This window comes from Staphylococcus edaphicus (assembly GCF_002614725.1).
In the GTDB taxonomy this organism is placed as follows: Bacteria; Bacillota; Bacilli; order Staphylococcales; family Staphylococcaceae; genus Staphylococcus; species Staphylococcus edaphicus.
Genome location: NZ_MRZN01000002.1, coordinates 110,912 through 133,663 on the forward strand (window position 1 = coordinate 110,912; position 22,752 = coordinate 133,663).

At 33.7% G+C, this 22,752-nt stretch carries 21 protein-coding genes; all 21 read left to right on the forward strand.

Annotated elements, in window-relative coordinates; translation table 11 throughout:
- Nucleotides 1-35 precede the first annotated feature (35 nt).
- Nucleotides 36-467, forward strand: coding sequence for a division/cell wall cluster transcriptional repressor MraZ (gene mraZ / locus BTJ66_RS02095; protein WP_099089337.1), 432 nt, complete (start codon nucleotides 36-38; stop codon nucleotides 465-467).
- Nucleotides 468-481: 14 nt separating this feature from the next.
- Nucleotides 482-1,417: a 16S rRNA (cytosine(1402)-N(4))-methyltransferase RsmH gene (gene rsmH, locus BTJ66_RS02100; RefSeq protein ID WP_099089338.1), complete on the forward strand. Its 936-nt coding sequence runs from the start codon at nucleotides 482-484 to the stop codon at nucleotides 1,415-1,417.
- Nucleotides 1,418-1,431: 14 nt separating this feature from the next.
- Entirely contained in the window at nucleotides 1,432-1,824 is a 393-nt protein-coding gene (ftsL, locus tag BTJ66_RS02105; RefSeq protein ID WP_099089339.1) for a cell division protein FtsL, read from the forward strand.
- On the forward strand, nucleotides 1,805-4,051 hold the full coding sequence (locus BTJ66_RS02110; RefSeq protein WP_099089340.1) for a penicillin-binding protein: 2,247 nt from the start codon (nucleotides 1,805-1,807) through the stop codon (nucleotides 4,049-4,051). The genes ftsL and BTJ66_RS02110 overlap by 20 nt, the downstream gene beginning before the upstream one ends.
- Before the next feature lie 189 nt (nucleotides 4,052-4,240).
- Nucleotides 4,241-5,206 (forward strand): phospho-N-acetylmuramoyl-pentapeptide-transferase, encoded by a 966-nt coding sequence (gene mraY / locus BTJ66_RS02115; RefSeq protein ID WP_099089341.1) that lies wholly within the window; start codon nucleotides 4,241-4,243, stop codon nucleotides 5,204-5,206.
- 1 nt (nucleotide 5,207) lies between these two features.
- On the forward strand, nucleotides 5,208-6,557 hold the full coding sequence (gene murD / locus BTJ66_RS02120) for a UDP-N-acetylmuramoyl-L-alanine--D-glutamate ligase (protein ID WP_099089342.1): 1,350 nt from the start codon (nucleotides 5,208-5,210) through the stop codon (nucleotides 6,555-6,557).
- A gap of 15 nt (nucleotides 6,558-6,572) precedes the next feature.
- A complete protein-coding gene (locus BTJ66_RS02125) occupies nucleotides 6,573-7,466 on the forward strand; it encodes a cell division protein FtsQ/DivIB (protein WP_099089343.1) in 894 nt (297 codons plus the stop codon).
- 105 nt (nucleotides 7,467-7,571) lie between these two features.
- A complete protein-coding gene (gene ftsA / locus BTJ66_RS02130; RefSeq protein WP_099089344.1) occupies nucleotides 7,572-9,002 on the forward strand; it encodes a cell division protein FtsA in 1,431 nt (476 codons plus the stop codon).
- A 29-nt stretch (nucleotides 9,003-9,031) separates the two neighbouring features.
- Entirely contained in the window at nucleotides 9,032-10,204 is a 1,173-nt protein-coding gene (ftsZ, locus tag BTJ66_RS02135) for a cell division protein FtsZ (protein WP_099089345.1), read from the forward strand.
- Between the two features lie 300 nt (nucleotides 10,205-10,504).
- A complete protein-coding gene (gene pgeF / locus BTJ66_RS02140; protein WP_099089346.1) occupies nucleotides 10,505-11,293 on the forward strand; it encodes a peptidoglycan editing factor PgeF in 789 nt (262 codons plus the stop codon).
- 17 nt (nucleotides 11,294-11,310) lie between these two features.
- A complete protein-coding gene (locus tag BTJ66_RS02145; protein WP_099089347.1) occupies nucleotides 11,311-11,985 on the forward strand; it encodes a YggS family pyridoxal phosphate-dependent enzyme in 675 nt (224 codons plus the stop codon).
- A 5-nt stretch (nucleotides 11,986-11,990) separates the two neighbouring features.
- Nucleotides 11,991-12,596, forward strand: a complete 606-nt coding sequence (locus tag BTJ66_RS02150; protein ID WP_099089348.1) for a cell division protein SepF — start codon at nucleotides 11,991-11,993, stop codon at nucleotides 12,594-12,596.
- A 13-nt stretch (nucleotides 12,597-12,609) separates the two neighbouring features.
- Complete coding sequence (locus BTJ66_RS02155) at nucleotides 12,610-12,900, forward strand: YggT family protein (protein WP_099089349.1); 291 nt, start codon at nucleotides 12,610-12,612, stop codon at nucleotides 12,898-12,900.
- Between the two features lie 93 nt (nucleotides 12,901-12,993).
- Nucleotides 12,994-13,773, forward strand: a complete 780-nt coding sequence (locus BTJ66_RS02160; RefSeq protein ID WP_099089350.1) for a YlmH family RNA-binding protein — start codon at nucleotides 12,994-12,996, stop codon at nucleotides 13,771-13,773.
- A gap of 139 nt (nucleotides 13,774-13,912) precedes the next feature.
- Nucleotides 13,913-14,512, forward strand: a complete 600-nt coding sequence (locus BTJ66_RS02165; RefSeq protein ID WP_099089351.1) for a DivIVA domain-containing protein — start codon at nucleotides 13,913-13,915, stop codon at nucleotides 14,510-14,512.
- Between the two features lie 247 nt (nucleotides 14,513-14,759).
- On the forward strand, nucleotides 14,760-17,510 hold the full coding sequence (gene ileS, locus BTJ66_RS02170; RefSeq protein WP_099089352.1) for an isoleucine--tRNA ligase: 2,751 nt from the start codon (nucleotides 14,760-14,762) through the stop codon (nucleotides 17,508-17,510).
- A gap of 260 nt (nucleotides 17,511-17,770) precedes the next feature.
- Nucleotides 17,771-18,565, forward strand: a complete 795-nt coding sequence (locus BTJ66_RS02175) for a VOC family protein (RefSeq protein WP_099089353.1) — start codon at nucleotides 17,771-17,773, stop codon at nucleotides 18,563-18,565.
- Nucleotides 18,566-18,760: 195 nt separating this feature from the next.
- A complete protein-coding gene (gene lspA / locus BTJ66_RS02180; RefSeq protein WP_099089354.1) occupies nucleotides 18,761-19,237 on the forward strand; it encodes a signal peptidase II in 477 nt (158 codons plus the stop codon).
- A 12-nt stretch (nucleotides 19,238-19,249) separates the two neighbouring features.
- The gene (locus BTJ66_RS02185; protein ID WP_099089355.1) at nucleotides 19,250-20,167 is read left to right on the forward strand and encodes an RluA family pseudouridine synthase; all 918 of its coding nucleotides are present in this window, start codon (nucleotides 19,250-19,252) and stop codon (nucleotides 20,165-20,167) included.
- Between the two features lie 457 nt (nucleotides 20,168-20,624).
- Nucleotides 20,625-21,152 (forward strand): bifunctional pyr operon transcriptional regulator/uracil phosphoribosyltransferase PyrR, encoded by a 528-nt coding sequence (gene pyrR, locus BTJ66_RS02190; RefSeq protein WP_099089356.1) that lies wholly within the window; start codon nucleotides 20,625-20,627, stop codon nucleotides 21,150-21,152.
- Between the two features lie 280 nt (nucleotides 21,153-21,432).
- A complete protein-coding gene (locus tag BTJ66_RS02195; RefSeq protein WP_099089357.1) occupies nucleotides 21,433-22,746 on the forward strand; it encodes a uracil-xanthine permease family protein in 1,314 nt (437 codons plus the stop codon).
- Nucleotides 22,747-22,752: the final 6 nt, after the last annotated feature.

Consider the following 22,752-nt stretch of genomic DNA (forward strand, 5'->3'; position numbering starts at 1 on the left):
TAAATTATATATATAAGAAGGTGAGGTGATTATAAATGTTCATGGGAGAATACGAACATCAATTGGATACAAAAGGACGTATGATTGTTCCATCCAAGTTTCGCTATGACTTAAATGAGCGTTTTATAATCACTCGAGGCCTTGATAAATGCTTGTTTGGCTATACTTTAGAAGAGTGGCAAGTAATTGAAGAGAAGATGAAAACATTGCCAATGACTAAAAAAGACGCACGTAAATTTATGCGTATGTTTTTCTCTGGTGCCGTAGAAGTGGAATTAGACAAACAAGGGCGTATTAATATTCCACAAAATTTACGCCAGTACGCGAATTTAAGTAAAGAATGTACAGTAATAGGTGTTTCAAATCGAATTGAGATTTGGGATAGAGAAACATGGAACAGTTTCTATGAAGAATCTGAAGAAAGTTTCGAAGATATTGCTGAAGATTTAATTGATTTTGATTTTTAAATGGAGGTGTTAGTTTGTTTCATCATGTCAGTGTAATGCTTAAAGAGACCATTGATTATTTAAATATTAAGGAAGATGGCGTTTATGTCGACTGTACATTAGGTGGGGCAGGCCACGCACTCTATTTATTAAATCAACTTGGTGACGAAGGTAGACTTATTGCAATAGATCAAGATATGACAGCCTTAGAAAACGCAAAAGAAGTTTTGAAAAATCACCTACATAAAGTGACCTTCGTCCATAGCAACTTTAGAAAAATAACTGAAATTTTAAATGATTTAAATATTGAAAAAATAGACGGTATATATTATGACCTTGGGGTTTCCAGTCCACAATTGGATGTACCTGAACGTGGTTTTAGTTACCATCACGATGCAAAACTAGATATGCGGATGGATCAAACACAATCATTATCTGCTTTTGAAGTAGTTAATGAATGGGAGTTTGAGAAATTAGTCAGAATATTTCATCGCTATGGCGAAGAAAAATTTTCCAAACAAATTGCACGACGTATTGAACAAAATAGAGAACAAAAACCAATTGAAACAACATTAGAACTTGTAGATGTAATTAAAGAAGGGATACCCGCTAAAGCAAGACGCAAAGGTGGGCACCCAGCAAAAAGAATATTTCAAGCAATTAGAATTGCTGTGAATGATGAATTATCAGCATTTGAAGACTCATTAGAACAAGCGATTGATGCAGTTAAAGTAGATGGGAGAATTTCAGTCATAACGTTCCATTCGTTAGAAGATCGATTATGCAAACAAATGTTTCAAGAGTATGAAAAGGGGCCAGATGTACCAAGGGGATTACCAGTAATACCTGAAGCATATACTCCTAAATTGAAACGTGTTAACCGTAAACCAATTATCGCTACTGACGGAGATCTTGAAGAAAATAATCGAGCGCGTAGTGCGAAGTTACGTGTTGCAGAAATATTAAAATAAGGAGTGAATGTTGAGTGGCAGTAGAAAAGATATATCAACCTTATAACGACATTGAAACACAGGTACCTGAGTCGCCACCGTCGGCCCAGCCGAAAACCGTAAAGCGTAAAGTAGTAGTTCAACTTACAAAATTTGAGAAAATGTTATACATAGGACTAATAACAGTAATTGCTTTAATTAGTATATATATGCTATCTTTAAAAATGGATGCGTATGATACTCGAGGAAAAATTGCAGATTTAGATACAAAAATCGAAAAACAATCAAGTGAAAACAGCGCAATAGAATCTGAAATTAAAAAGAACTCTTCATATGAACGCATTTACGATAAGGCTAAAAACGAAGGAATGAGCCTTAAGAACGACAATGTAAAGGTAGTGCGTAATAATGGCGAAGCGAAAAATTAGATTAAAAAAACCTAAATTTCAAATAAAACAAAGTAAAATAGGGGCAGTCCTACTCATCCTTGGATTCGGACTGCTCTTTTTTACGTTGGTTTTAAGATATTCCTATATCATGTTGACTGGACATTCTTCTGGTGAAGATTTAATAATGAAAGCAAATGAGAAATATTTAGTGAATACACAGGAACAACCTGAGCGAGGAAAGATTTATGATCGTAATGGTAAAGTGTTGGCTGAAGATGTAGAGCGGTATAAAGTCGTAGCAATTGTTGACAAAAAAGCAAGTGAGGGCAGTGACAAACCTAAACATGTGACTAATAAAAAAGAAACTGCTAAAAAATTAGCGACCATCATTGATATGTCAGCCAAAGAGATAGAAGAAAAGTTAAACAATAAAAAAGCGTTCCAAGTTGAATTTGGACAAAAAGGTACAGATCTAACGTACCAAGAAAAAGAGAAAATTGAGAAAATGAAACTTCCAGGTGTCACTTTATATCCTGAAACTGAAAGATTCTATCCTAATGGAAACTTTGCGTCCCATCTAATAGGTTTGGCACAAAAAAATCCAGATAATGGAGAATTAAAGGGTGCTATGGGCGTAGAAAAAGTTTTCGATAGCTATTTAGCTGGTCAAAAAGGAGCATTATCCTATATACATGATATCTGGGGCTATATTGCACCAAATACTAAGAAAGAACAAACGCCAAAACGTGGTGATGATGTTCATCTTACACTTGATTCAAATATTCAAGTGTTCGTTGAAGAAGCCTTAGACGGCATGGTTGAACATTACAAACCAAAAGATTTGTTTGCGGTGGTAATGGATGCCCATACAGGGGAAATATTAGCATATAGCCAAAGACCGACATTCAACCCAGAAACTGGAAAAGACTTCGGAAAAAAATGGGCAAATGATTTATATCAAAATACGTATGAACCTGGCTCTACTTTCAAGTCATATGGACTAGCGGCAGCTATTGAAGAAGGTAAATTTGACCCGGATAAAAAATATACAGCAGAACCAAGAGAAGTAATGGGTGCAAAAATCTCTGACTGGAATAAAGTAGGTTGGGGCAGGATACCAATGTCTCTAGGCTTTACGTATTCTTCCAATACATTAATGATGCATTTGCAAGATTTAGTCGGTGCAGATAAAATGAAGGATTGGTACGAGAAATTTGGTTTCGGTAAATCAACTAATGGTATGTTCGATAGTGAAGCTTCGGGCGGTATCGCTTGGGATAATGAAGCGCAACAAAAAACATCTGCATTTGGTCAATCTACAACTGTTACACCAGTCCAAATGTTGAGAGCGCAATCTGCATTCTTTAATGGCGGTAATATGCTGAAGCCTTGGTATGTAGATAGCATTTCTAATCCCGTTAGCAAAGATACATTCTTCAAAGGTAAGAAAGAATATGCAGGTAAACCTATTACTAAGGATACCGCTAAAAAAGTACGGACTGAGTTAGATAAAGTTGTAAATAGTAAAGATAGTCACGCAAAAAATTATCAAGTTGATGGTTACGATATAGCTGGTAAGACAGGTACAGCACAAGTAGCTGATTCAGATAATGGCGGCTATGTTAACGGTGAAAACCCTTATTTTGTGAGCTTTATCGGCGATGCACCAAAAGATGATCCTGAAGTTATTGTTTATGCTGGTATGAGTTTAGCTCAGAAAAACGACCAAGAAGCTTATGAAATGGGTGTAAGTAAGGCATTTAAACCAATCATGGAGAACACATTGAAATATCTAAATGTTGGAGATAAAAACTCTAAAGATAAATCAGATGTTAAGTATAGTGAGGTGCCTGAGGTTGAAGGTCAAGAAACTCAAAAAGCACAAGATAAAATGAACAGTAAATCACTTAAACCAATTGTTATTGGCAATGGTGAAAAAATCACTAAACAATCAGTAACTGCCAATAAAAACGTATTACCGAATAGTAAAGTCTTATTACTGACTGACGGTGATATTACAATGCCAGATATGTCAGGTTGGACGAAAGAAGAAGTTGTAGCATTTGAAAATCTAACAAATGTGAAAGTGACAACAAAAGGCAGTGGATTTGTTTCGGAACAATCTACGACCAAAGGTCAAAAAGTAAGCAAAAAAGACAAAATTGAAGTTACTTTATCTTCAGAACAAGTAAATGGACAATCTGCTGATAAACAAGATAGCGACAAGGACTCAAAAGAAAAAGATTCAAAAGATAATGAAGGTTAAAAAGTCACACAACAACTGTTGGTCATTACAGTAACTAGATGTGAGAAGGCCATTTCATTAAATGGAGGTGTTTAACAGTAGTGCAAACATTTTTAGAACTAAAAAAATGCTTGCCTACGACCTCTTTACATAATTTCTAACTACTCAGCATGACGATATAATCCAATTTAATATATAAAGGAGCATAATATGGTTTATTTACTCGCAATCATCGCACTTTTAGTCACATTTATATTAGTCCCGGTTTTGATACCGACATTAAAAAGAATGAAATTTGGACAAAGCATAAGAGAAGAAGGGCCTCAAAGCCACATGAAAAAAACAGGCACACCTACAATGGGTGGACTTACATTTCTCATTAGCATCATTATAACTTCGATCTTAGCGATTATCTTTATAGATAATTCTAACCCAATAATTTTGTTGTTATTTGTAACAATTGGCTTTGGCTTAATTGGATTTATCGATGATTATATTATTGTTGTAAAGAAAAATAATCAAGGTCTTACAAGCAAACAAAAATTCTTAGCTCAAATTGGTATCGCAGTTATATTCTTTATATTGAGCCAATTATTTAATTTAACAGATTTTTCGACAGGTATTCATATACCATTTATAAATATTGAAATACCATTGTCAATTGCGTATGTAATTTTCATAGTTTTTTGGCAAGTTGGTTTTTCAAACGCAGTAAATTTAACAGATGGATTAGACGGTTTAGCTACTGGTTTATCAATTATTGGGTTTGTCATGTATGCTATTATGGCTTATTTCCAAGGTGCCACTTCAATAGGCTTATTTTGTATTATTATGATATTTGCATTATTAGGGTTCCTACCATTTAATTTAAATCCAGCAAAAGTATTTATGGGTGATACGGGAAGTTTAGCTTTAGGTGGCATATTTGCGACGATTTCTATCATGTTAAATCAAGAACTATCGCTAATATTTATCGGATTTGTATTTGTAGCGGAAACATTATCAGTCATGATACAAGTTACGTCATTTAAATTAACTGGTAAACGTATATTCAAAATGTCTCCTTTACATCATCATTTTGAACTTGTAGGTTGGAATGAAACAAAAGTGGTAACTGTATTTTGGACAGTTGGCCTAATCACTGGGCTCATTGGCTTATGGATTGGAGTGAGTTAGATTGCTTAAATATAGAGGATTAGAAAATAAAAACGTCTTAGTCATTGGCTTGGCAAAAAGTGGCTATGAAGCAGCTAAATTATTAAATAAACTTGGTGCAAATGTGATTGTAAATGATGGCAAAGATTTAAGTCATGATGCACATGCAATTGATTTAGAAAATGAAGGCATTAAAGTGATTGGTGGAGAACACCCTTTATCTTTACTCGATAGCAATCCAATTATCGTGAAAAATCCAGGCATTCCATATACTGTTCCTTTAATAGAAGCAGCTGTTGAAAAAGGTTTAACTATTTTAACGGAAGTAGAATTAAGCTATTTGATATCAGAAGCACCTATCATAGGTGTTACTGGTACAAATGGTAAAACGACGGTAACTTCATTAATTGGAGATATGTTCCAAAAAAGTAGGGTGACTGGAAAATTATCAGGTAATATCGGCTATGTTGCATCTAAAGTAGCACAAGAAGTAACTGCTGACGATTACTTGATCACTGAATTATCTTCATTCCAACTATTGGGCATCGATCAATATAAGCCACACATTGCTATTATTACGAATATCTATTCAGCGCATTTAGACTATCATGAGTCTCTAGAAAATTATCAAAATGCAAAAAAACATATTTATAAAAATCAAACCGAAAACGACTATTTGATTTGTAATTATCATCAACGTCATTTGATTGAATCAGAAACACTTAAAGCGAAAACATATTATTTTTCAACGCATCAAGAAGTTGATGGAATATATGTCGAAGATGGCTACATCGTATTTAAAGGGTTTAGAATTATTCACAAAGATGATTTGGTATTGCCGGGTGAACACAACTTAGAAAATATTCTTGCTGCTGTGTTGGCTGCGCTGCTTTCAGGTGTATCCGTTAAAGCAATCATAGATAGTCTGACTACATTTTCAGGGATTGAGCATCGACTGCAATATATTGGCACAAATAAAACAAACAAATATTACAATGATTCTAAAGCAACGAATACGCTAGCGACACAGTTTGCATTAAATTCATTCAAACAACCTATTATTTGGCTTTGCGGCGGATTAGATAGAGGGAACGACTTTGATGAATTAATTCCGCATATGAAAAATGTTAGAATGATGGTCACTTTCGGTGAAACAAAAGAAAAATTTGTGAAATTAGGCGAAAGTCAGGGTAAATATGTGATTACGGCAAATGATGTTCAAGATGCTGTTGATAAAATTCAATCAGTAATCGAGCCTAACGATGTTGTATTACTTTCACCAGCTTGTGCAAGTTGGGATCAATACAATACTTTTGAAGAGCGAGGAAACAAATTCATTAAAAGTTTCCAAGCGAATTTACCTTCTTTTTAAAGGGTGTGAAAATAAATGGCTGATAATGTAAAGGAATTTGATTCTGATTATTTAAAAGAAAAAAGAGAGAAACGACGAAAAAAACAAAAGCAAATTCAATATTCAATTTTTGGTGTTTTGCTATTTATCATTATTTTAATTCTGATTTATATGTTTACGCCCCTAAGCAAGGTTAATAGTGTGAAAATAACAGGAAATGATAATGTTTCTAAAAATACAATTAATAAGGCCATAAATGTAAATAGCAACGCTCGGATGTATACGTATAGCACGACTAAAGCTAAAAATAAATTGGAAGACAATAAGTTAATTAAAAATGCAGATGTAAAAAAACAATTTCCAAATAAGTTATCAGTTAAAGTGACAGAGAAACAAATTGTTGGATTGGTTAAAAAGAAAGATAATTATGTGCCCATTTTAGAAGATGGTTCCGAATTAGACGATTATGATAATGACGGTAATGCGACTGATGATGGCCCGATACTTGAAGGATTTGAAAAAGATAAAAAGGAAAAGATAATCCAGCAACTTGCTAAAATGCCAGCAAATGTTAGAAGTATGATTGCAGAAATTAAATATGACCCACAGGAAAATTCACAAAGTCAAATCAAATTATTTACGACGGACGAAATACAAATTTTAGGTAATTTAAATACGATCGGTAATAAAATGAAGTATTATCCACAGATGTCACAATCGTTAGACCGTGACGAATCAGGTAACTTGAAGAAATCAGGCTATATTGATTTGTCAGTAGGCGCATCATTTATTCCGTATAGTGGGGGTAGTGATACACAATCCACAAGTGAACAAAATGTACAGAAAAAAACGAGTGAAGAAAGTGAAGCAAAAGATGAGCTGCAAAGTGCACTAAATAGAATTGCAGATAAATCAAAAGAAAATAATTAAAAAATTTAGACAAATACATGTGTTTATAGTTCACAAGCGGTAAAACCTATTGTAAACTGTTAATAGTGTGAACTTGAATAAGTTATTGTCAGGAGGTGCCTATCTATGGAAGAGCATTATTATGTAAGTATAGATATTGGTTCATCAAGTATTAAAACAATAGTGGGCGAAAAATTTCACAATGGTATTAATGTGATAGGTACAGGACAGACCTACACAAGTGGGATAAAAAATGGTCTTATTGATGACTTTGATATTGCTAAACAAGCAATCAAAGATACTATCAAAAAAGCCTCTATTGCTTCAGGAGTAGATATAAAAGAAGTGTTCTTAAAACTTCCAATTATTGGAACAGAAGTATTTGATGAATCTAATGAAATAGAATTTTATGAAGATACTGAATTAGATGGTACACATATTGAAAGTGTGCTTGAAAGTATTAGAGACAAAAATGATGTACCTGAAACAGAAATTATTAACGCTTTTCCTATTAAATTTATCGTTGATGGTGAAAATGAAGTATCTGATCCAAAAGAACTTATTGCAAGACATAGTTTGAAAGTTGAAGCGGGTGTCATTGCAATTCAAAAATCAATTTTAATTAATATGATTAAATGCGTTGAATCATGTGGCGTAGATGTATTGGATGTGTATTCTGATGCATATAATTACGGCTCAGTGCTTTCGGCAACAGAAAAAGAATTAGGTGCCTGCGTCATTGATATTGGTGAAGACATTACACAACTTGCATTTTATGAACGTGGTGAATTAGTAGATGCTGACGCATTAGAAATGGCAGGCCGAGATATTACTGAAGATATAGCCAAAGGCTTAAATACTTCATTTGAAACGGCTGAAAAGATTAAACATCAATATGGACATGCTTTCTTCGAATCTGCATCTGAGCAAGATATATTTAGCGTAGAACAAGTAGATAGTGAAGAGGATGCTCAATTTACACAAAAAGATTTAGCAGACATTATAGAAGCTCGAGTTGAAGACATTTTCTTCAATGTATTTGAAGTATTACAAGACTTAGGCCTTACAAAAGTTAACGGTGGTTTCGTTGTTACTGGTGGTTCAGCTAATTTATTAGGCGTTAAAGAATTACTTCAAGATATGGTGAGTGAGAAAGTCAGAATTCACACGCCATCACAAATGGGAATTAGAAAACCTGAGTTCTCTTCAGCAATTTCAACAATTTCTAGTAGCATTACTTTCGACGAATTGCTAGATTATGTTACAATTAGTAATCATGACAGTGAAGAATTCGAAGAGGAAGTCATCGAATCTGATGAAAGAGAAAACGGTACAAAATCAAGCGGATTTGATTGGTTCAAGAAAAAATCGAACAAGCAAGATGAAGCACTTCAAGCTAATTCTTCAGAACAGACGCATTCAAAAGAGTACGTTGGTTCTGAAGAAGAGCCAGAGGTATACGACAATGAAGTAAGCGTCGACCAAGATGAAGAACGTAAACCTCAGGAAAAAGAAGAAAGTAAATTTAAAAAACTTATGAAATCTCTATTCGATTGATTGGCCATTAAAACTAGGAGGAAATATAAATGTTAGAATTTGAACAAGGATTTAATCATTTAGCGACGTTAAAAGTCATCGGTGTAGGGGGCGGCGGTAATAACGCTGTAAACCGTATGATTGATCATGGTATGAATAATGTTGAGTTTATTTCTATTAATACGGATGGACAAGCTTTAAACTTATCTAAAGCTGAGTCAAAAATCCAAATTGGTGAAAAGTTAACACGTGGTTTAGGCGCTGGTGCTAACCCTGAAATTGGTAAAAAAGCCGCTGAAGAATCACGCGAACAAATTGAAGATGCAATCCAAGGTGCAGACATGGTTTTCGTAACTGCTGGTATGGGTGGCGGTACAGGTACTGGTGCAGCACCTGTTGTAGCTAAAATTGCAAAAGAAATGGGTGCATTAACAGTTGGTGTTGTAACTCGCCCATTCGGTTTTGAAGGCCGTAAACGTCAAACTCAAGCTGCAGCAGGCGTTGAAGCTATGAAAGCAGCTGTTGATACACTTATCGTTATACCTAATGATCGTTTATTAGATATCGTTGATAAATCAACACCAATGATGGAAGCCTTTAAAGAAGCAGATAACGTATTACGCCAAGGTGTACAAGGTATATCTGATTTAATCGCTGTATCAGGTGAAGTCAACCTTGACTTTGCGGACGTTAAGACAATCATGTCTAACCAAGGTTCTGCATTAATGGGTATCGGTGTTTCGTCAGGAGAAAATCGTGCTGTTGAAGCTGCTAAAAAAGCAATTTCATCACCATTATTAGAAACATCAATTGTTGGTGCACAAGGCGTACTTATGAATATTACTGGCGGAGAATCATTATCTTTATTCGAAGCACAAGAAGCAGCTGACATTGTTCAAGATGCAGCAGATGAAGATGTAAACATGATTTTTGGTACAGTAATCAATCCTGAGTTACAAGATGAAATTGTTGTAACTGTTATCGCAACTGGTTTTGAAGATAAACCATCATCACAAGGACGTAAAGCTTCAAACACTGGCTTTGGTAATAGTGCTGCTAGCAGTAATACAACTAAAGAAGATACATTTTCTTCAAGTTCAGTGAATGCATCTCAATCATCAGATAGTACTAGTGAAGGTAGAACGCATACAACTAAAGAAGATGATATTCCAAGCTTTATCAGAAACAGAGAAGAAAGACGTTCAAGAAGAACTAGACGTTAAATTAGACCTTTTTGACGCATATTTTATAAATAAGATGTCATCAGATCCAACGATCTGGTGACTTTTTTAAATTTATTAGTATAGTGCATGAAATCTAAAGTAATAGATTTTAATTGAAGTATGATAAATAGGCTAGTATAAAAAAATGTATTTTATTATAATTAATAATGTATTTGTGACGTTAGCGACGTGCATTTATAACAATTAAGATAAGCCGCTATAACATCCAATATATTTATGTGACAATGAAACGATTTAGATATTGATATTAATATTATAAATTACTGGAGGTTAGTAGTGATGCAAGATAAATTTATTAAAAAACGTCATATTTTGTCATATGAAGATAAGTTATTAAAAAACGTTAAATTGGGTATTACAACTAGAGAAGACGGTTTAAGTCCATATCCGAAAAACGCCTTTAACATGGCAAGATATATCGATGATCATCAGCAAAATATCACGAAACATCAAGAAGATCTTGCAACTACAATTGGTTTTCCAAGAGAGCAGTGGGTTTTCCCTATCCAAACTCATGAAAATAAAGTTGTTAAAATAGCGGGAAGTGATCGAGGGACGAACATTGATGCGCTAACGGGTGATTTACATGGTGTTGATGGATTATATACCTATGAACCTAATATATTACTGACTATGTGTTATGCAGATTGTGTACCTATTTATTTCTATAGTGAACAACACCACTTTATCGGATTAGCACACGCTGGTTGGAGAGGTACCGTCGGACAAATTGTTAATGAGTTAATCTCAAATGTTGACTTTGACTTAAAAGATTTAAGTGTTGTCATTGGTCCATCCACTTCGACATCTTATGAAATCAATGATGATATTAAGGCTAAGTTTGAAGCATTACCTATCGACATAAACCGTTATGTGTTCACTCGAGGTACAAATAGACATGGTATAGATTTGAAACTTGCTAACGCATTATTACTTGAAAATGCAGGCGTTCCCAAAGATAATATATATATAACTAACTATGCGACATCTGAAGATTTATCATTGTTCTTTTCATATAGAGTTGAAAAAGGGAATACTGGTCGAATGTTAGCATTTATTGGTCAATAGTGAAGAGGTGTTTAAAGTTGAATGTACAATACAATTTAGAAAAAATAAATGAGCAAATCCAAACACATTGCAAAAAAGGTGGCATTTCAACACAGCCAAACGTGATTGCAGTGACAAAGTATGTTACAATAGACCGAGCTAATGATGCATATAATGTAGGTGTTAGACACTTCGGAGAAAACCGTTTGGAAGGTTTCCAACAAAAAAAAGCATCTTTACCTAATGATGTAGTAATGCACTTTATCGGTTCACTACAAACACGAAAAGTTAAAGATGTTATCAATGACATAGATTATTTTCATGCGTTGGACCGTTTAAAATTAGCAAAAGAAATCAATAAAAGAGCTGAACATAAAATTAAATGTTTCGTTCAAGTAAATGTTTCAGGTGAATCATCTAAACATGGTGTTTCATTAGCAGAAGTGAATACATTTATAGAGGCATTGAAGCAATACAAAAACATAGAAATTATAGGTCTTATGACAATGGCTCCATTGACTGATGATGAGGCCTATATTAAAAGCTTATTTCGATTATTAAAATCAAAAAGAGATGAAATTAAAGCGCTCAATTTAAATTATGCACCATGTACTGAGTTATCAATGGGAATGAGTAATGATTTCCATTTAGCTGTTGAAGAAGGTGCATCATTTGTAAGAATTGGGACTAAACTTGTAGGAAAAGAGGAGTGAGCCGCGTGGCTTTAAAAGATTTATTTAACGGATTTTTCGTGGTTGAAGAGGAAGATGACGAATTAGAAGCGCCACCTGAAGAAAACGCACAACAAGAAAGACAAAGACCTAATCAACAAGCGCAGTCTCAAAGTCAATTTACTGGACAATCTACTAATCAGAATACAGAAAGAACAAGCTCTATCCAATCCGTGCCCAAAAAACAGTCAACTAGATTACAACAATCATCGGGTGAAAGGAAGTATCAAATGAACAACACTTCATCAAAAAATAATGCTAGGAACGTTGTGAATATGAATAATCAAGAACAAGATCATTTCGACTATACACAAGAAAGTTCTAAAATGTGTTTATTTGAGCCGCGTGTTTTTTCAGATACACAAGATATTGCTGACGAATTAAAAAATCGTCGCGCGACACTAGTCAATTTACAACGCATTGACAAAGTATCAGCTAAACGCATCATAGACTTTTTAAGTGGAACTGTATATGCGATTGGTGGAGACATTCAACGTGTAGGATCAGATATATTCTTATGTACACCAGACAATGTTGAAGTTGCTGGTAGTATCACTGATCAAATAGAGAATATGGAATACCAAGGTGAATAGAGGTTATAAATAAATGGATATAGGTTTATTAGCAAATATATTTAATTTTATTTTATTCTTGGTTCAAATTTATTATTTTGGAATGATTGTTTATTTCTTTATGTCGTGGATTCCGAATGCACGTGAGAACAAATTTGGTCAATTCTTAGCTAAAATTTATGAGCCATTTTTGGAACAATTTCGTAAAATTATTCCACCTATCGGGATGATTGATATTTCATCAATTGTAGCTATCATTGTACTTGTGTTATTTCAAAGAGGTTTAGCAAATATTTTTGATTTAATTATCAGTAATTTAGTTTAAACGCTTAAAATAGTATGATTAATGAATTTAAGAAAAAATAAAGGATAAGCACCTAACGTTTAATGACGCGAGGTGCTTTGTCTTGTATTTGGAGTGAGACACATCGATATTTATCAGCATTTTAGAAAAGAAGAACATGAACTAATAGATCAACTCATAGATAAGTGTAATCGAGCTAATGATCAATATGCACCTGTTTTAACACCATTTTTAGATCCTCGTGGTCAGTTTATCATGGGTGTTGTGGCCGGTAGTTTTGAAGATTTAGAAGTTACCTTTTATGGTGGACCCTATGCAGAGCGAAAAAGAGCAATTATTGCACCCAACTATCTTCAACCTGATAAGGATTCATTTGAAATTGTATTAATTGAAATCGCATATCCACAAAAATTTGTAACGCTACAGCACCAACATGTATTAGGGACCATCATGTCATTAGGCATTGAAAGAGACCAATTAGGAGATATTGTTGTAGACAATAAAATTCAATTTACTTTGACAAAACAAGTAGAATCTTATATTATATTGGAATTAACTAAAATCAAAGGTGCTACAGTTAAACTTAATTCTATTCAGCTAAAAGATATGATACAATCAAAAGAGCACTGGCTATCATACGAAACGACTGTAAGTGGTTTGAGATTAGATGTCGTATTAAAAGAGATGATTCATAAATCACGATCGATAGCTAAGCAACTTATTGATAAAAAGCGTGTTAAAGTGAATCATACTATCATTGATGCTGCGGATTTCCAGGTGGACAGGGGAGATTTATTGTCTATTCAAGGATTTGGAAGAGCGATGATTACTGATATAGGCGGTAAGACTAAAAAAGATAAAGTACGTATTGCATATAAAACACTGTTTAAATAATGTAAAACATTTGATTAAAGATATAAACGCTTTGCACAATTAACTAAATGATATATTATAAAAGAACATTGTAGGAAAAATACTATTTCCTTTATTTAATAGAATAGGAAAATAGTGTATTATAGAAGGAGGATAATGTATGCCTTTTACACCAAGTGAAATTAAAAACAAAACATTTACTCAAGTGAAAAGTGGGTTTGAACCAAAAGAGGTTGAAGATTATTTAGAACAATTAAGTAATGAAATTGAACGTTTAAAAGAAGATAAAGCTCAGTTAGAGAAAGTGATAGAAGATAAAGAAACGAATATTCAGTCTTATAAAGACGTACATCAATCTGTTAGTGATGCTTTAATTCAAGCAAAACAGGCAGGTGAAGAAACAAAAGCTGCTGCAACAAAAGAAGCTGAAGCAACAGTTGCCAAAGCTAAAGCAGAAGCTGATAAAATAGTTAATGATGGTGTTGAAAAAGCACGTCGCTTATCTTTCCAAACAGAAGATATGAAACGCCAATCAAAGATATTCAGATCACGTTTCCGCATGCTAGTAGAAGCACAATTGGATTTACTTAAAAATGAAGACTGGGATTATTTATTAAATTATGATCTTGATTCTGAACAAGTTACACAAGAAAATATTAATCATTTGAATGAAAGTGAACTAACCGAAGAAGAAAAAGCTATGAAAGCCAAAGCAGAAGCAGATAATACTGCTGATTCAAATGATTCAGACAAAGCATAACGAACGATAACAGACACGTTTGAAACACAAACACATAACAAAGCGAGTTAGGGATAGTGAGAGCCTTACATATGTGTGTTTCATTTATCACTGTTGTCACAACGAGAATATAATTAATGAGAGAACTCTAAGTTGAGTTAATCAGGGTGGTAACGCGGTTAAAATCGTCCCTGTTAGTTGAACTTAGGGTTCTTTTTATTGCATAAAATGAACTAACACAGAAAATTGAAAGAAGGAGTGTTTTGAAATGGATTATAAAGATACGTTATTAATGCCAAAAACAGATTTCCCAATGCGTGGAGGCTTACCTAACAAAGAACCAAAAATTCAAGAAGAATGGGAAGCAAAAAATATTTATCAAAAAGTATTAGATAAAAATGAAGGTAATCCGTCTTTTATACTTCATGACGGACCTCCATATGCGAATGGTAGTTTGCATCTGGGACATGCTTTAAATAAAATTCTTAAAGATATCATTACAAGATATAAATCAATGCGTGGATTTTACGCACCATATGTTCCAGGCTGGGATACGCATGGTTTACCAATTGAACAAGCTTTGACTAAAAAAGGTGTTAAACGTAAAGAATTATCAATTGCTGAATTTAGAAAAAAATGTGAAGCATTTGCGTTACAACAAATCGACAATCAGAAAAAAGACTTTAAACGCTTAGGTGTCAAAGGTGATTTTAATAATCCATATATTACACTTCAACCTGAATATGAGGCAGCTCAAATCCGTTTATTTGGTGAAATGGCAGATAAAGGTTTAATTTATAAAGGGAAAAAACCTGTTTATTGGTCACCATCAAGCGAATCGTCACTAGCAGAAGCCGAAATTGAATATCAAGATAAGCGTTCACCTTCAATTTATGTCGCGTTTGATGTTAAAGATGGTAAGGGTATTGTTGATGACGATGCAAAATTCATCATATGGACAACAACACCATGGACTTTACCTTCAAATGTAGCAATTACAGTACATCCAGATTTAACTTATGGCCAATATAATGTAAACGGAACAAAATATATTATTGGTAAAGATTTAGCGAGTGATGTCGTTGAAGCATTAAATTGGGACGAAGATACTTTAGAATTAGAAAAGGAATTCAAGGGTAGTGAGTTAGAGTATGTTGAAGCACAGCACCCATTCTTTGATCGTGAATCCTTGGTGATTAATGGACTTCATGTAACGACTGATGCAGGTACAGGTTGTGTACACACTGCTCCAGGACATGGTGAAGATGACTATATCGTTGGTCAAAAATATAAATTACCTGTAATCAGTCCTGTTGATGATAAAGGTGTATTCACTGATGAAGCAGGACAATTTGAAGGTATGTTCTACGATAAGGCCAACAAAGAAATAACAGATTTATTAAAAGAAAATGGCTCATTATTGAACTTAGAATTTATTACACACAGTTATCCTCATGATTGGCGTACGAAAAAGCCGGTTATTTTTAGAGCAACACCACAATGGTTTGCTTCGATTGATAAGGTACGTGAAGATATCTTAAGCGCAATAGATGATACTAAGTTCAAAGTAGACTGGGGTAAAACACGTATCTATAATATGATTCGTGACCGTGGAGAATGGGTAATTTCTCGCCAACGTGTTTGGGGTGTACCATTACCAGTATTTTATGCGGAAAATGGTGACATCATCATGACAAGTGAAACTGTCAATCATGTAGCTGATTTATTTGAAGCTAACGGTTCTAACATTTGGTTTGAACGTGAAGCAAAAGATTTACTTCCAGATGGTTTTACACATCCAGGTAGCCCTAATGGTGAATTTACAAAAGAAACAGATATCATGGATGTATGGTTTGATTCAGGTTCCTCACATCGAGGTGTATTAGAAGCACGTCCCGAACTATCATATCCTGCAGATTTGTATCTCGAAGGTAGTGACCAATACCGTGGTTGGTTCAACTCTTCAATTACGACTTCAGTAGCTACAAGAGGACTATCACCATACAAAATGTTGCTTTCACACGGTTTTGTAATGGATGGCGAAGGCAAGAAAATGAGTAAATCATTAGGTAACGTTATTGTTCCTGATCAAATCGTTAAACAAAAAGGTGCAGATATTGCACGTTTATGGGTGAGTAGTGTTGATTATTTAGCAGATGTTCGTATTTCTGATGAAATCTTAAAACAATCTTCCGATGTGTATCGTAAGATTAGAAACACATTAAGATTTATGTTAGGAAATGTTAGTGATTATAATCCAGCAACAGATGCTATTGCAGAAGAAGAGCTATTAGAAGTAGATAAATATTTATTGAATAGATTACGTGAATTTACTGCCAACACGTTAGATCATTATGATAACTATGATTATTTAGACATTTATCAAGAAGTTCAAAACTTCATTAACGTTGAATTAAGTAATTTCTATTTGGATTACGGTAAAGATATTCTGTATATTGAAAAACGCGATTCTCATAAACGTCGCAGTATGCAAACCGTTTTATACCAAATCGTAGTAGATATGACAAAATTATTAGCACCAATCTTAGTTCATACTTCTGAAGAAGTTTGGTCCCATATCCCACACGTGGCAGAAGAAAGTGTTCATTTAACAAATATGCCTGAACGTGTTGAAATTGATCAGGCATTTGTTGATAGATGGAATACATTTATGAAGTTACGTGATGATGTTAACCGTGCGTTAGAAGTGGCACGTAGCGAAAAAGTAATTGGTAAATCACTTGAAGCTAAAGTTGTGATTGGTAACAACGAAAACTTTGATACAGCCGCATTTTTACAACAATTTGCTGACTTACACCAATTATTTATCACATCTCAAGCAGAAGTTGTTGATAAAGTTGATGGTGGTGTTGCTTATCAATATGGTGATATCCGTATCGAACACGCTCATGGAGAAAAATGTGAACGTTGTTGGAATTATAGTGAAGAATTAGGTTCTGTGGGTGAATTAGAAAACTTATGCCCTCGTTGTCAAGAAGTTGTAAAAACGCTTGTCTAAGTACGCATGTAAATGAATAAAAGATGATTGAAAGATAACAAAGGTTACTTATATTTGCATTTAGCAAATTGAGTAACCTTTTCTTATTACAACTATTGTTGTTATAATTTAGTAATTGTATATTATAGAAAATTGAAATGCTGAATTATCAACAATTAATGCATTGCTAATGTGTATGTAAATCAACATTTTTAATAGATATAAATAAATGTAAAGTGTCATTTTAATTGAAATAAATAGACATTGGAAAGGTATGTATCATGTTTCATAATCAAAGCGCTCATTTCGTAAATGGCATCACATTAAATGTAAGAGATAAAGAAACGATGAAACATTTTTATCATGATATATTAGGTTTAGCAGTGGTGAATGAGTCTTTGTCCATCATTCATTATGAAATAGGGGAAATGAATCACTTTATAACTTTAAACCAAATCAATTTAGGAAGAGAACCCTTAACTTCAGAAGCAGGATTATTTCACTTAGCTATAAAATTGCCTTCTAAAACAGATTTAGCTGATTTACTTGTACAATTGAGTGAGTTTACTATACCTGTTAATGGTGGAGAGCATGATGTTACTACTTCACTCTTTGTGGAAGATCCAGAAGGAAATGGACTCGAATTCTATGTAGATAATCCAATTGAAGATTGGTCTTTTGAAGATGGGAAGGTGGTATTAGAAACCCACCCCATTAATGTTCCACACTTATTAACCTATGTTTCTAATGAAAAATGGCAAGGAATGCCAGAAGAAAGTATGATTGGTTATATTAATTTAAAAACAATTGAGTTAAATCGTATTAAACAATATTACAAGAATTTTTTTGGGTTAGAAACATCATCTTTAGAAACGAATCATGCGATATATTTATCATCAAATGGCTATCATCAACATATTGTCGTTAATAATTGGTACTCGAGTATTAAACGCATTGAAAATGAACGGACATATGGTTTAGCATGTGTAGATTATCATTATCCAGAAACAACCCATAAACGGTTAACTGGACCAGACGGGATTCAATTTAGATTTAATTTTTATAAAGTTTTTTAATCTAGCCATATTCATTCTGATATAAAGTAAAATAGCATATTTTGAGACTTTCAAGTTAACTAAAACTTATAGGATGTTATATAAGAAAAACGATTTTTTCACATATAATTAAACTGTAACTTTTTTTATAAGTTTGAGTAGGATATAATGTAAGTTGTTGTAAAAGCGACCGAACGTAGAATAGGAGGTACAGACATGAAACGTCAGTACTATATTGGTATTTCTTTATTCATTACAATCATTATATTAATACTAGATCAGATCACAAAATTTATTGTTGCTAGTTCAATGAAAGTTGGAGATTCATACGAAGTTATTCCCAACTTTTTAAATATAACTTCGCATCGCAATGATGGTGCAGCTTGGGGCATTTTAAGTGGGAAAATGAGTTTTTTCTTCATCATTACAGTTATTATACTTGTCATATTAATTGTCTTCTTTATCAAAGAAGCAAAAAACAATTTATTAATGCAAATAGCAATTAGCTTATTATTTGCCGGCGCATTAGGTAACTTTATTGATCGTGTGTTGCACGGAGAAGTAGTAGACTTTGTAGATACATATATCTTTGGATATAATTTTCCGATATTTAATGTAGCTGACTCCAGTTTAACGATAGGCGTTTTATTGATTATTATAGCTTTGCTAACAGATATGAAGAAAGAAGAATAGGAGAGATATTGGATGGATATACATGAGTTTAAGATTGAAGATCCACAAGACACAGGTCAACGTATAGATAAATTATTACCTGAATATAATTCAGATTGGTCACGTACTCAAATTCAAGATTGGATTAAAGCATCCCTTGTAAAAGTAAATGATAAAGATATTAAATCTAATTATAAAACAAAACTGAATGACCACATTGTCGTAACTGAAAAGGAAATAGTTGAGGCAGATATTCAACCAGAGAATTTAAATTTAGATATTTATTATGAAGATGAAGATGTAGCAGTTGTTTATAAACCTAAAGGTATGGTTGTACATCCGTCAGCAGGGCATTATACAGGTACACTAGTGAATGGATTAATGTATCAAATGAAAGATTTATCAGGGATTAATGGTGAAATACGACCAGGTATCGTTCACCGTATAGATAAAGATACATCAGGTTTACTAATGGTTGCTAAAAATGACATAGCACATCGTAGCTTAGTAGATCAATTAGTTAATAAAACAGTAACACGTAAATATATTGCATTAGTACATGGTAATATCCCTCATGATTATGGCACTGTTGATGCACCCATTGGTAGAAATAAAAATGACCGCCAGTCTATGGATGTTGTTGATGATGGTAAAGATGCAGTGACACACTTTAATGTTTTAGAGCATTTTAATAAGTATACGTTAATAGAATGCCAATTAGAAACTGGGCGTACACACCAAATTCGTGTACATATGAAGTATATTGGCTATCCTTTAGTTGGTGATCCCAAATATGGTCCGAAAAAAACTTTAGATATAGGCGGACAAGCATTACATGCAGGTGTCATTGGCTTCGAACATCCAGTGACGCATGCGTATATTGAAAAAACAACAACATTACCTGAAGATTTTGAACAACTTCTATCGGAATTACGTAGAAGTGAAAAATAAAAAAACAGACAGTATGCTAGAAGCCAATATAAAGTCAATTAAATTATATCTGATAATGGTCATAGGTTTGTGAAATCGAATGACATACTTTAGTTATATCCTATAACCACTTTTATTTTTAGGAGAACTTGCAAGCGACTGAGTTTCATGGTAATATGGTGACAGTTTAATAAAGAGCGAACGTCTTTAATTGTGAGTCCAGAGAGACTTCGAAGACATGTTTTTATTAAAGGTAGACAAACAAAATTTTTCGTTTTGGCGGAAATACTGTTGTAGTTTAAGTTTTTATAATACAACAGGAACACGGTAGTTTTAGGACGCTGTAAAGAGAAATCAGCTTGTATTAAAGAAGCATATGTCTCTCAAATGTTTGTCATACACTTTAACAAACCTCATGTCTTGATAAAGGCATGAGGTTTTCTTTATATCATCATCATTTTAAAGGTAGGTGCCTAAGATGTCAGAACGCGTTATTATGGATGAATCGGCGATACAACGAACAGTCACACGTATTGCGCATGAAATATTAGAATATAATAAAGGAACTGATAATTTAATCTTATTAGGTATTAAAACACGTGGTGCATTCTTAGCAAAAAGAATTCAACAAAAAATCGAACAAATTGATGAAATTGCAGTGCCTACTGGTACGATTGATATTACGCAATTTAGAGATGATTTAGAACAAACAATTAATCAAGTAGATGAAAGATCTTATGAAATAGATGTAAATATTACAAATCAAGTAGTAATTATTATTGATGATGTCTTATACACTGGCCGAACAGTGAGAGCTTCACTTGATGCAGTGTTACAGTATGCAAGGCCCAAGAAGATTGGGTTAGCTACACTTGTAGATAGAGGACATAGAGAATTACCAATAAGAGCTGATTTTGTTGGAAAAAATATTCCGACTTCTAGGGAAGAAGATGTTTCGGTATACCTTCAAGAAATAGATGATAGAAATGCAGTAGTAATTGAATAACACCTTTTAATTCGGTACGAGAGACTGAAAAAGGAAAGAGGTATCAACTGATGTAATCATAATAAGAAATGATTAAACATACAACAGACGTTGATAGAATTAAGTCAAACACTTAATGAAACTACCTCTTTAATTATCGCATTTTATTTATGTAGCGCATCAAACGTTATAAAAGATGAATAACGATTGTATACGCAATAAGTAAAATAGATAATACACTTTTTAGTCTCTTTACATGAATTTTATGTAAAGAGATTTTTTTATGAGAGGAAGCATAAATATGGAAAACGAAACAATGTTTGAACGCACAGTTAAACCCGTGTTAGATGTACAAGATAAACCTAAAATTGGACAATGGGCATTTTTAAGTACGCAGCATTTGTTTGCAATGTTTGGCTCCACCGTGCTTGTGCCATTTTTAACTGGTTTACCGATATCCTCAGCACTTTTAGCATCAGGCATTGGTACATTACTTTACATACTAATCACTAAAGCAAAAATACCTGCATATTTGGGCTCTAGCTTTGCATTTATTACACCAATAATCACTGGTTTAAATTCGCATAGCCTTGGAGATATGTTGATGGCACTCTTTATGAGTGGCGTGATGTACGTATTAATCGGCTTAGCGATTAGGTTGAGTGGCACAGGCTGGCTGATGCATCTTTTACCACCTGTTGTTGTGGGACCAGTTATTATGGTTATTGGGTTGAGTTTAGCACCGACAGCGGTCAATATGGCTATGTTTGAGAACACTGCAGACATGAAAGGATATAACCTAAGTTATTTGATTGTAGCAATGATTACATTATTAGTAACAATCATTGTGCAGGGTTATTTTAAAGGGTTTTTATCACTTATTCCAGTTTTAATAGGAATTATCACAGGTTACATTGTTTCGGCATGTATGGGACTCGTTAACTTTGCACCGATTGCACAAGCAAAATGGTTACAATTTCCGGAAGTGTATATACCATTTAAAGACTATACGCCATCGTTTCATTTAGGACTTATATTAGTCTTAATACCGATCGTATTTGTGACAGTGAGTGAACATATTGGTCATCAAATGGTAATCAATAAGATTGTAGGTCGTAACTTCTTTAAAGATCCGGGTTTAGATAAGTCAATCATCGGTGATGGTGTATCAACCATGTTTGCGAGTATCATCGGCGGCCCACCTAGTACAACGTACGGTGAAAATATCGGTGTACTAGCCATTACAAAAATTTATAGTGTTTATGTCATTGGTGGCGCGGCAGTCATTGCAATTGTTTTAGGATTTGTAGGAAAGTTTACAGCACTTGTTTCATCAATACCTACACCAGTAATGGGAGGCGTATCAATTCTACTATTTGGAATTATTGCTGCAAGTGGTTTAAGAATGTTAGTAGAAAGTGAAGTAGACTTTGCAAGTAATAGAAATTTGGTCATTGCATCTGTCATATTGGTTATCGGTATTGGCAACCTCGTGTTTAACTTAAACGGATTAGGTATTAATTTAGAAATAGAAGGCATGGCATTAGCAGCCCTAGCAGGCATTATACTTAACTTGATTTTACCTAAAGAAACACCAGCAAAAAATGAAAATTAAAAGTCA

Coding starts and splice junctions, on each gene's coding strand:
- mraZ (WP_099089337.1), top strand. CDS start 36: ATGTTCATGGGAGAATACGAACATCAATTGGATACAAAAGGACGTATG.
- ftsA (WP_099089344.1), top strand. CDS start 7,572: ATGGAAGAGCATTATTATGTAAGTATAGATATTGGTTCATCAAGTATT.
- mraY (WP_099089341.1), top strand. CDS start 4,241: ATGGTTTATTTACTCGCAATCATCGCACTTTTAGTCACATTTATATTA.
- BTJ66_RS02125 (WP_099089343.1), top strand. CDS start 6,573: ATGGCTGATAATGTAAAGGAATTTGATTCTGATTATTTAAAAGAAAAA.
- ftsZ (WP_099089345.1), top strand. CDS start 9,032: ATGTTAGAATTTGAACAAGGATTTAATCATTTAGCGACGTTAAAAGTC.
- BTJ66_RS02175 (WP_099089353.1), top strand. CDS start 17,771: ATGTTTCATAATCAAAGCGCTCATTTCGTAAATGGCATCACATTAAAT.
- BTJ66_RS02110 (WP_099089340.1), top strand. CDS start 1,805: ATGGCGAAGCGAAAAATTAGATTAAAAAAACCTAAATTTCAAATAAAA.
- ileS (WP_099089352.1), top strand. CDS start 14,760: ATGGATTATAAAGATACGTTATTAATGCCAAAAACAGATTTCCCAATG.
- BTJ66_RS02155 (WP_099089349.1), top strand. CDS start 12,610: ATGGATATAGGTTTATTAGCAAATATATTTAATTTTATTTTATTCTTG.
- BTJ66_RS02185 (WP_099089355.1), top strand. CDS start 19,250: ATGGATATACATGAGTTTAAGATTGAAGATCCACAAGACACAGGTCAA.
- pgeF (WP_099089346.1), top strand. CDS start 10,505: ATGCAAGATAAATTTATTAAAAAACGTCATATTTTGTCATATGAAGAT.
- lspA (WP_099089354.1), top strand. CDS start 18,761: ATGAAACGTCAGTACTATATTGGTATTTCTTTATTCATTACAATCATT.
- BTJ66_RS02165 (WP_099089351.1), top strand. CDS start 13,913: ATGCCTTTTACACCAAGTGAAATTAAAAACAAAACATTTACTCAAGTG.
- pyrR (WP_099089356.1), top strand. CDS start 20,625: ATGTCAGAACGCGTTATTATGGATGAATCGGCGATACAACGAACAGTC.
- BTJ66_RS02195 (WP_099089357.1), top strand. CDS start 21,433: ATGGAAAACGAAACAATGTTTGAACGCACAGTTAAACCCGTGTTAGAT.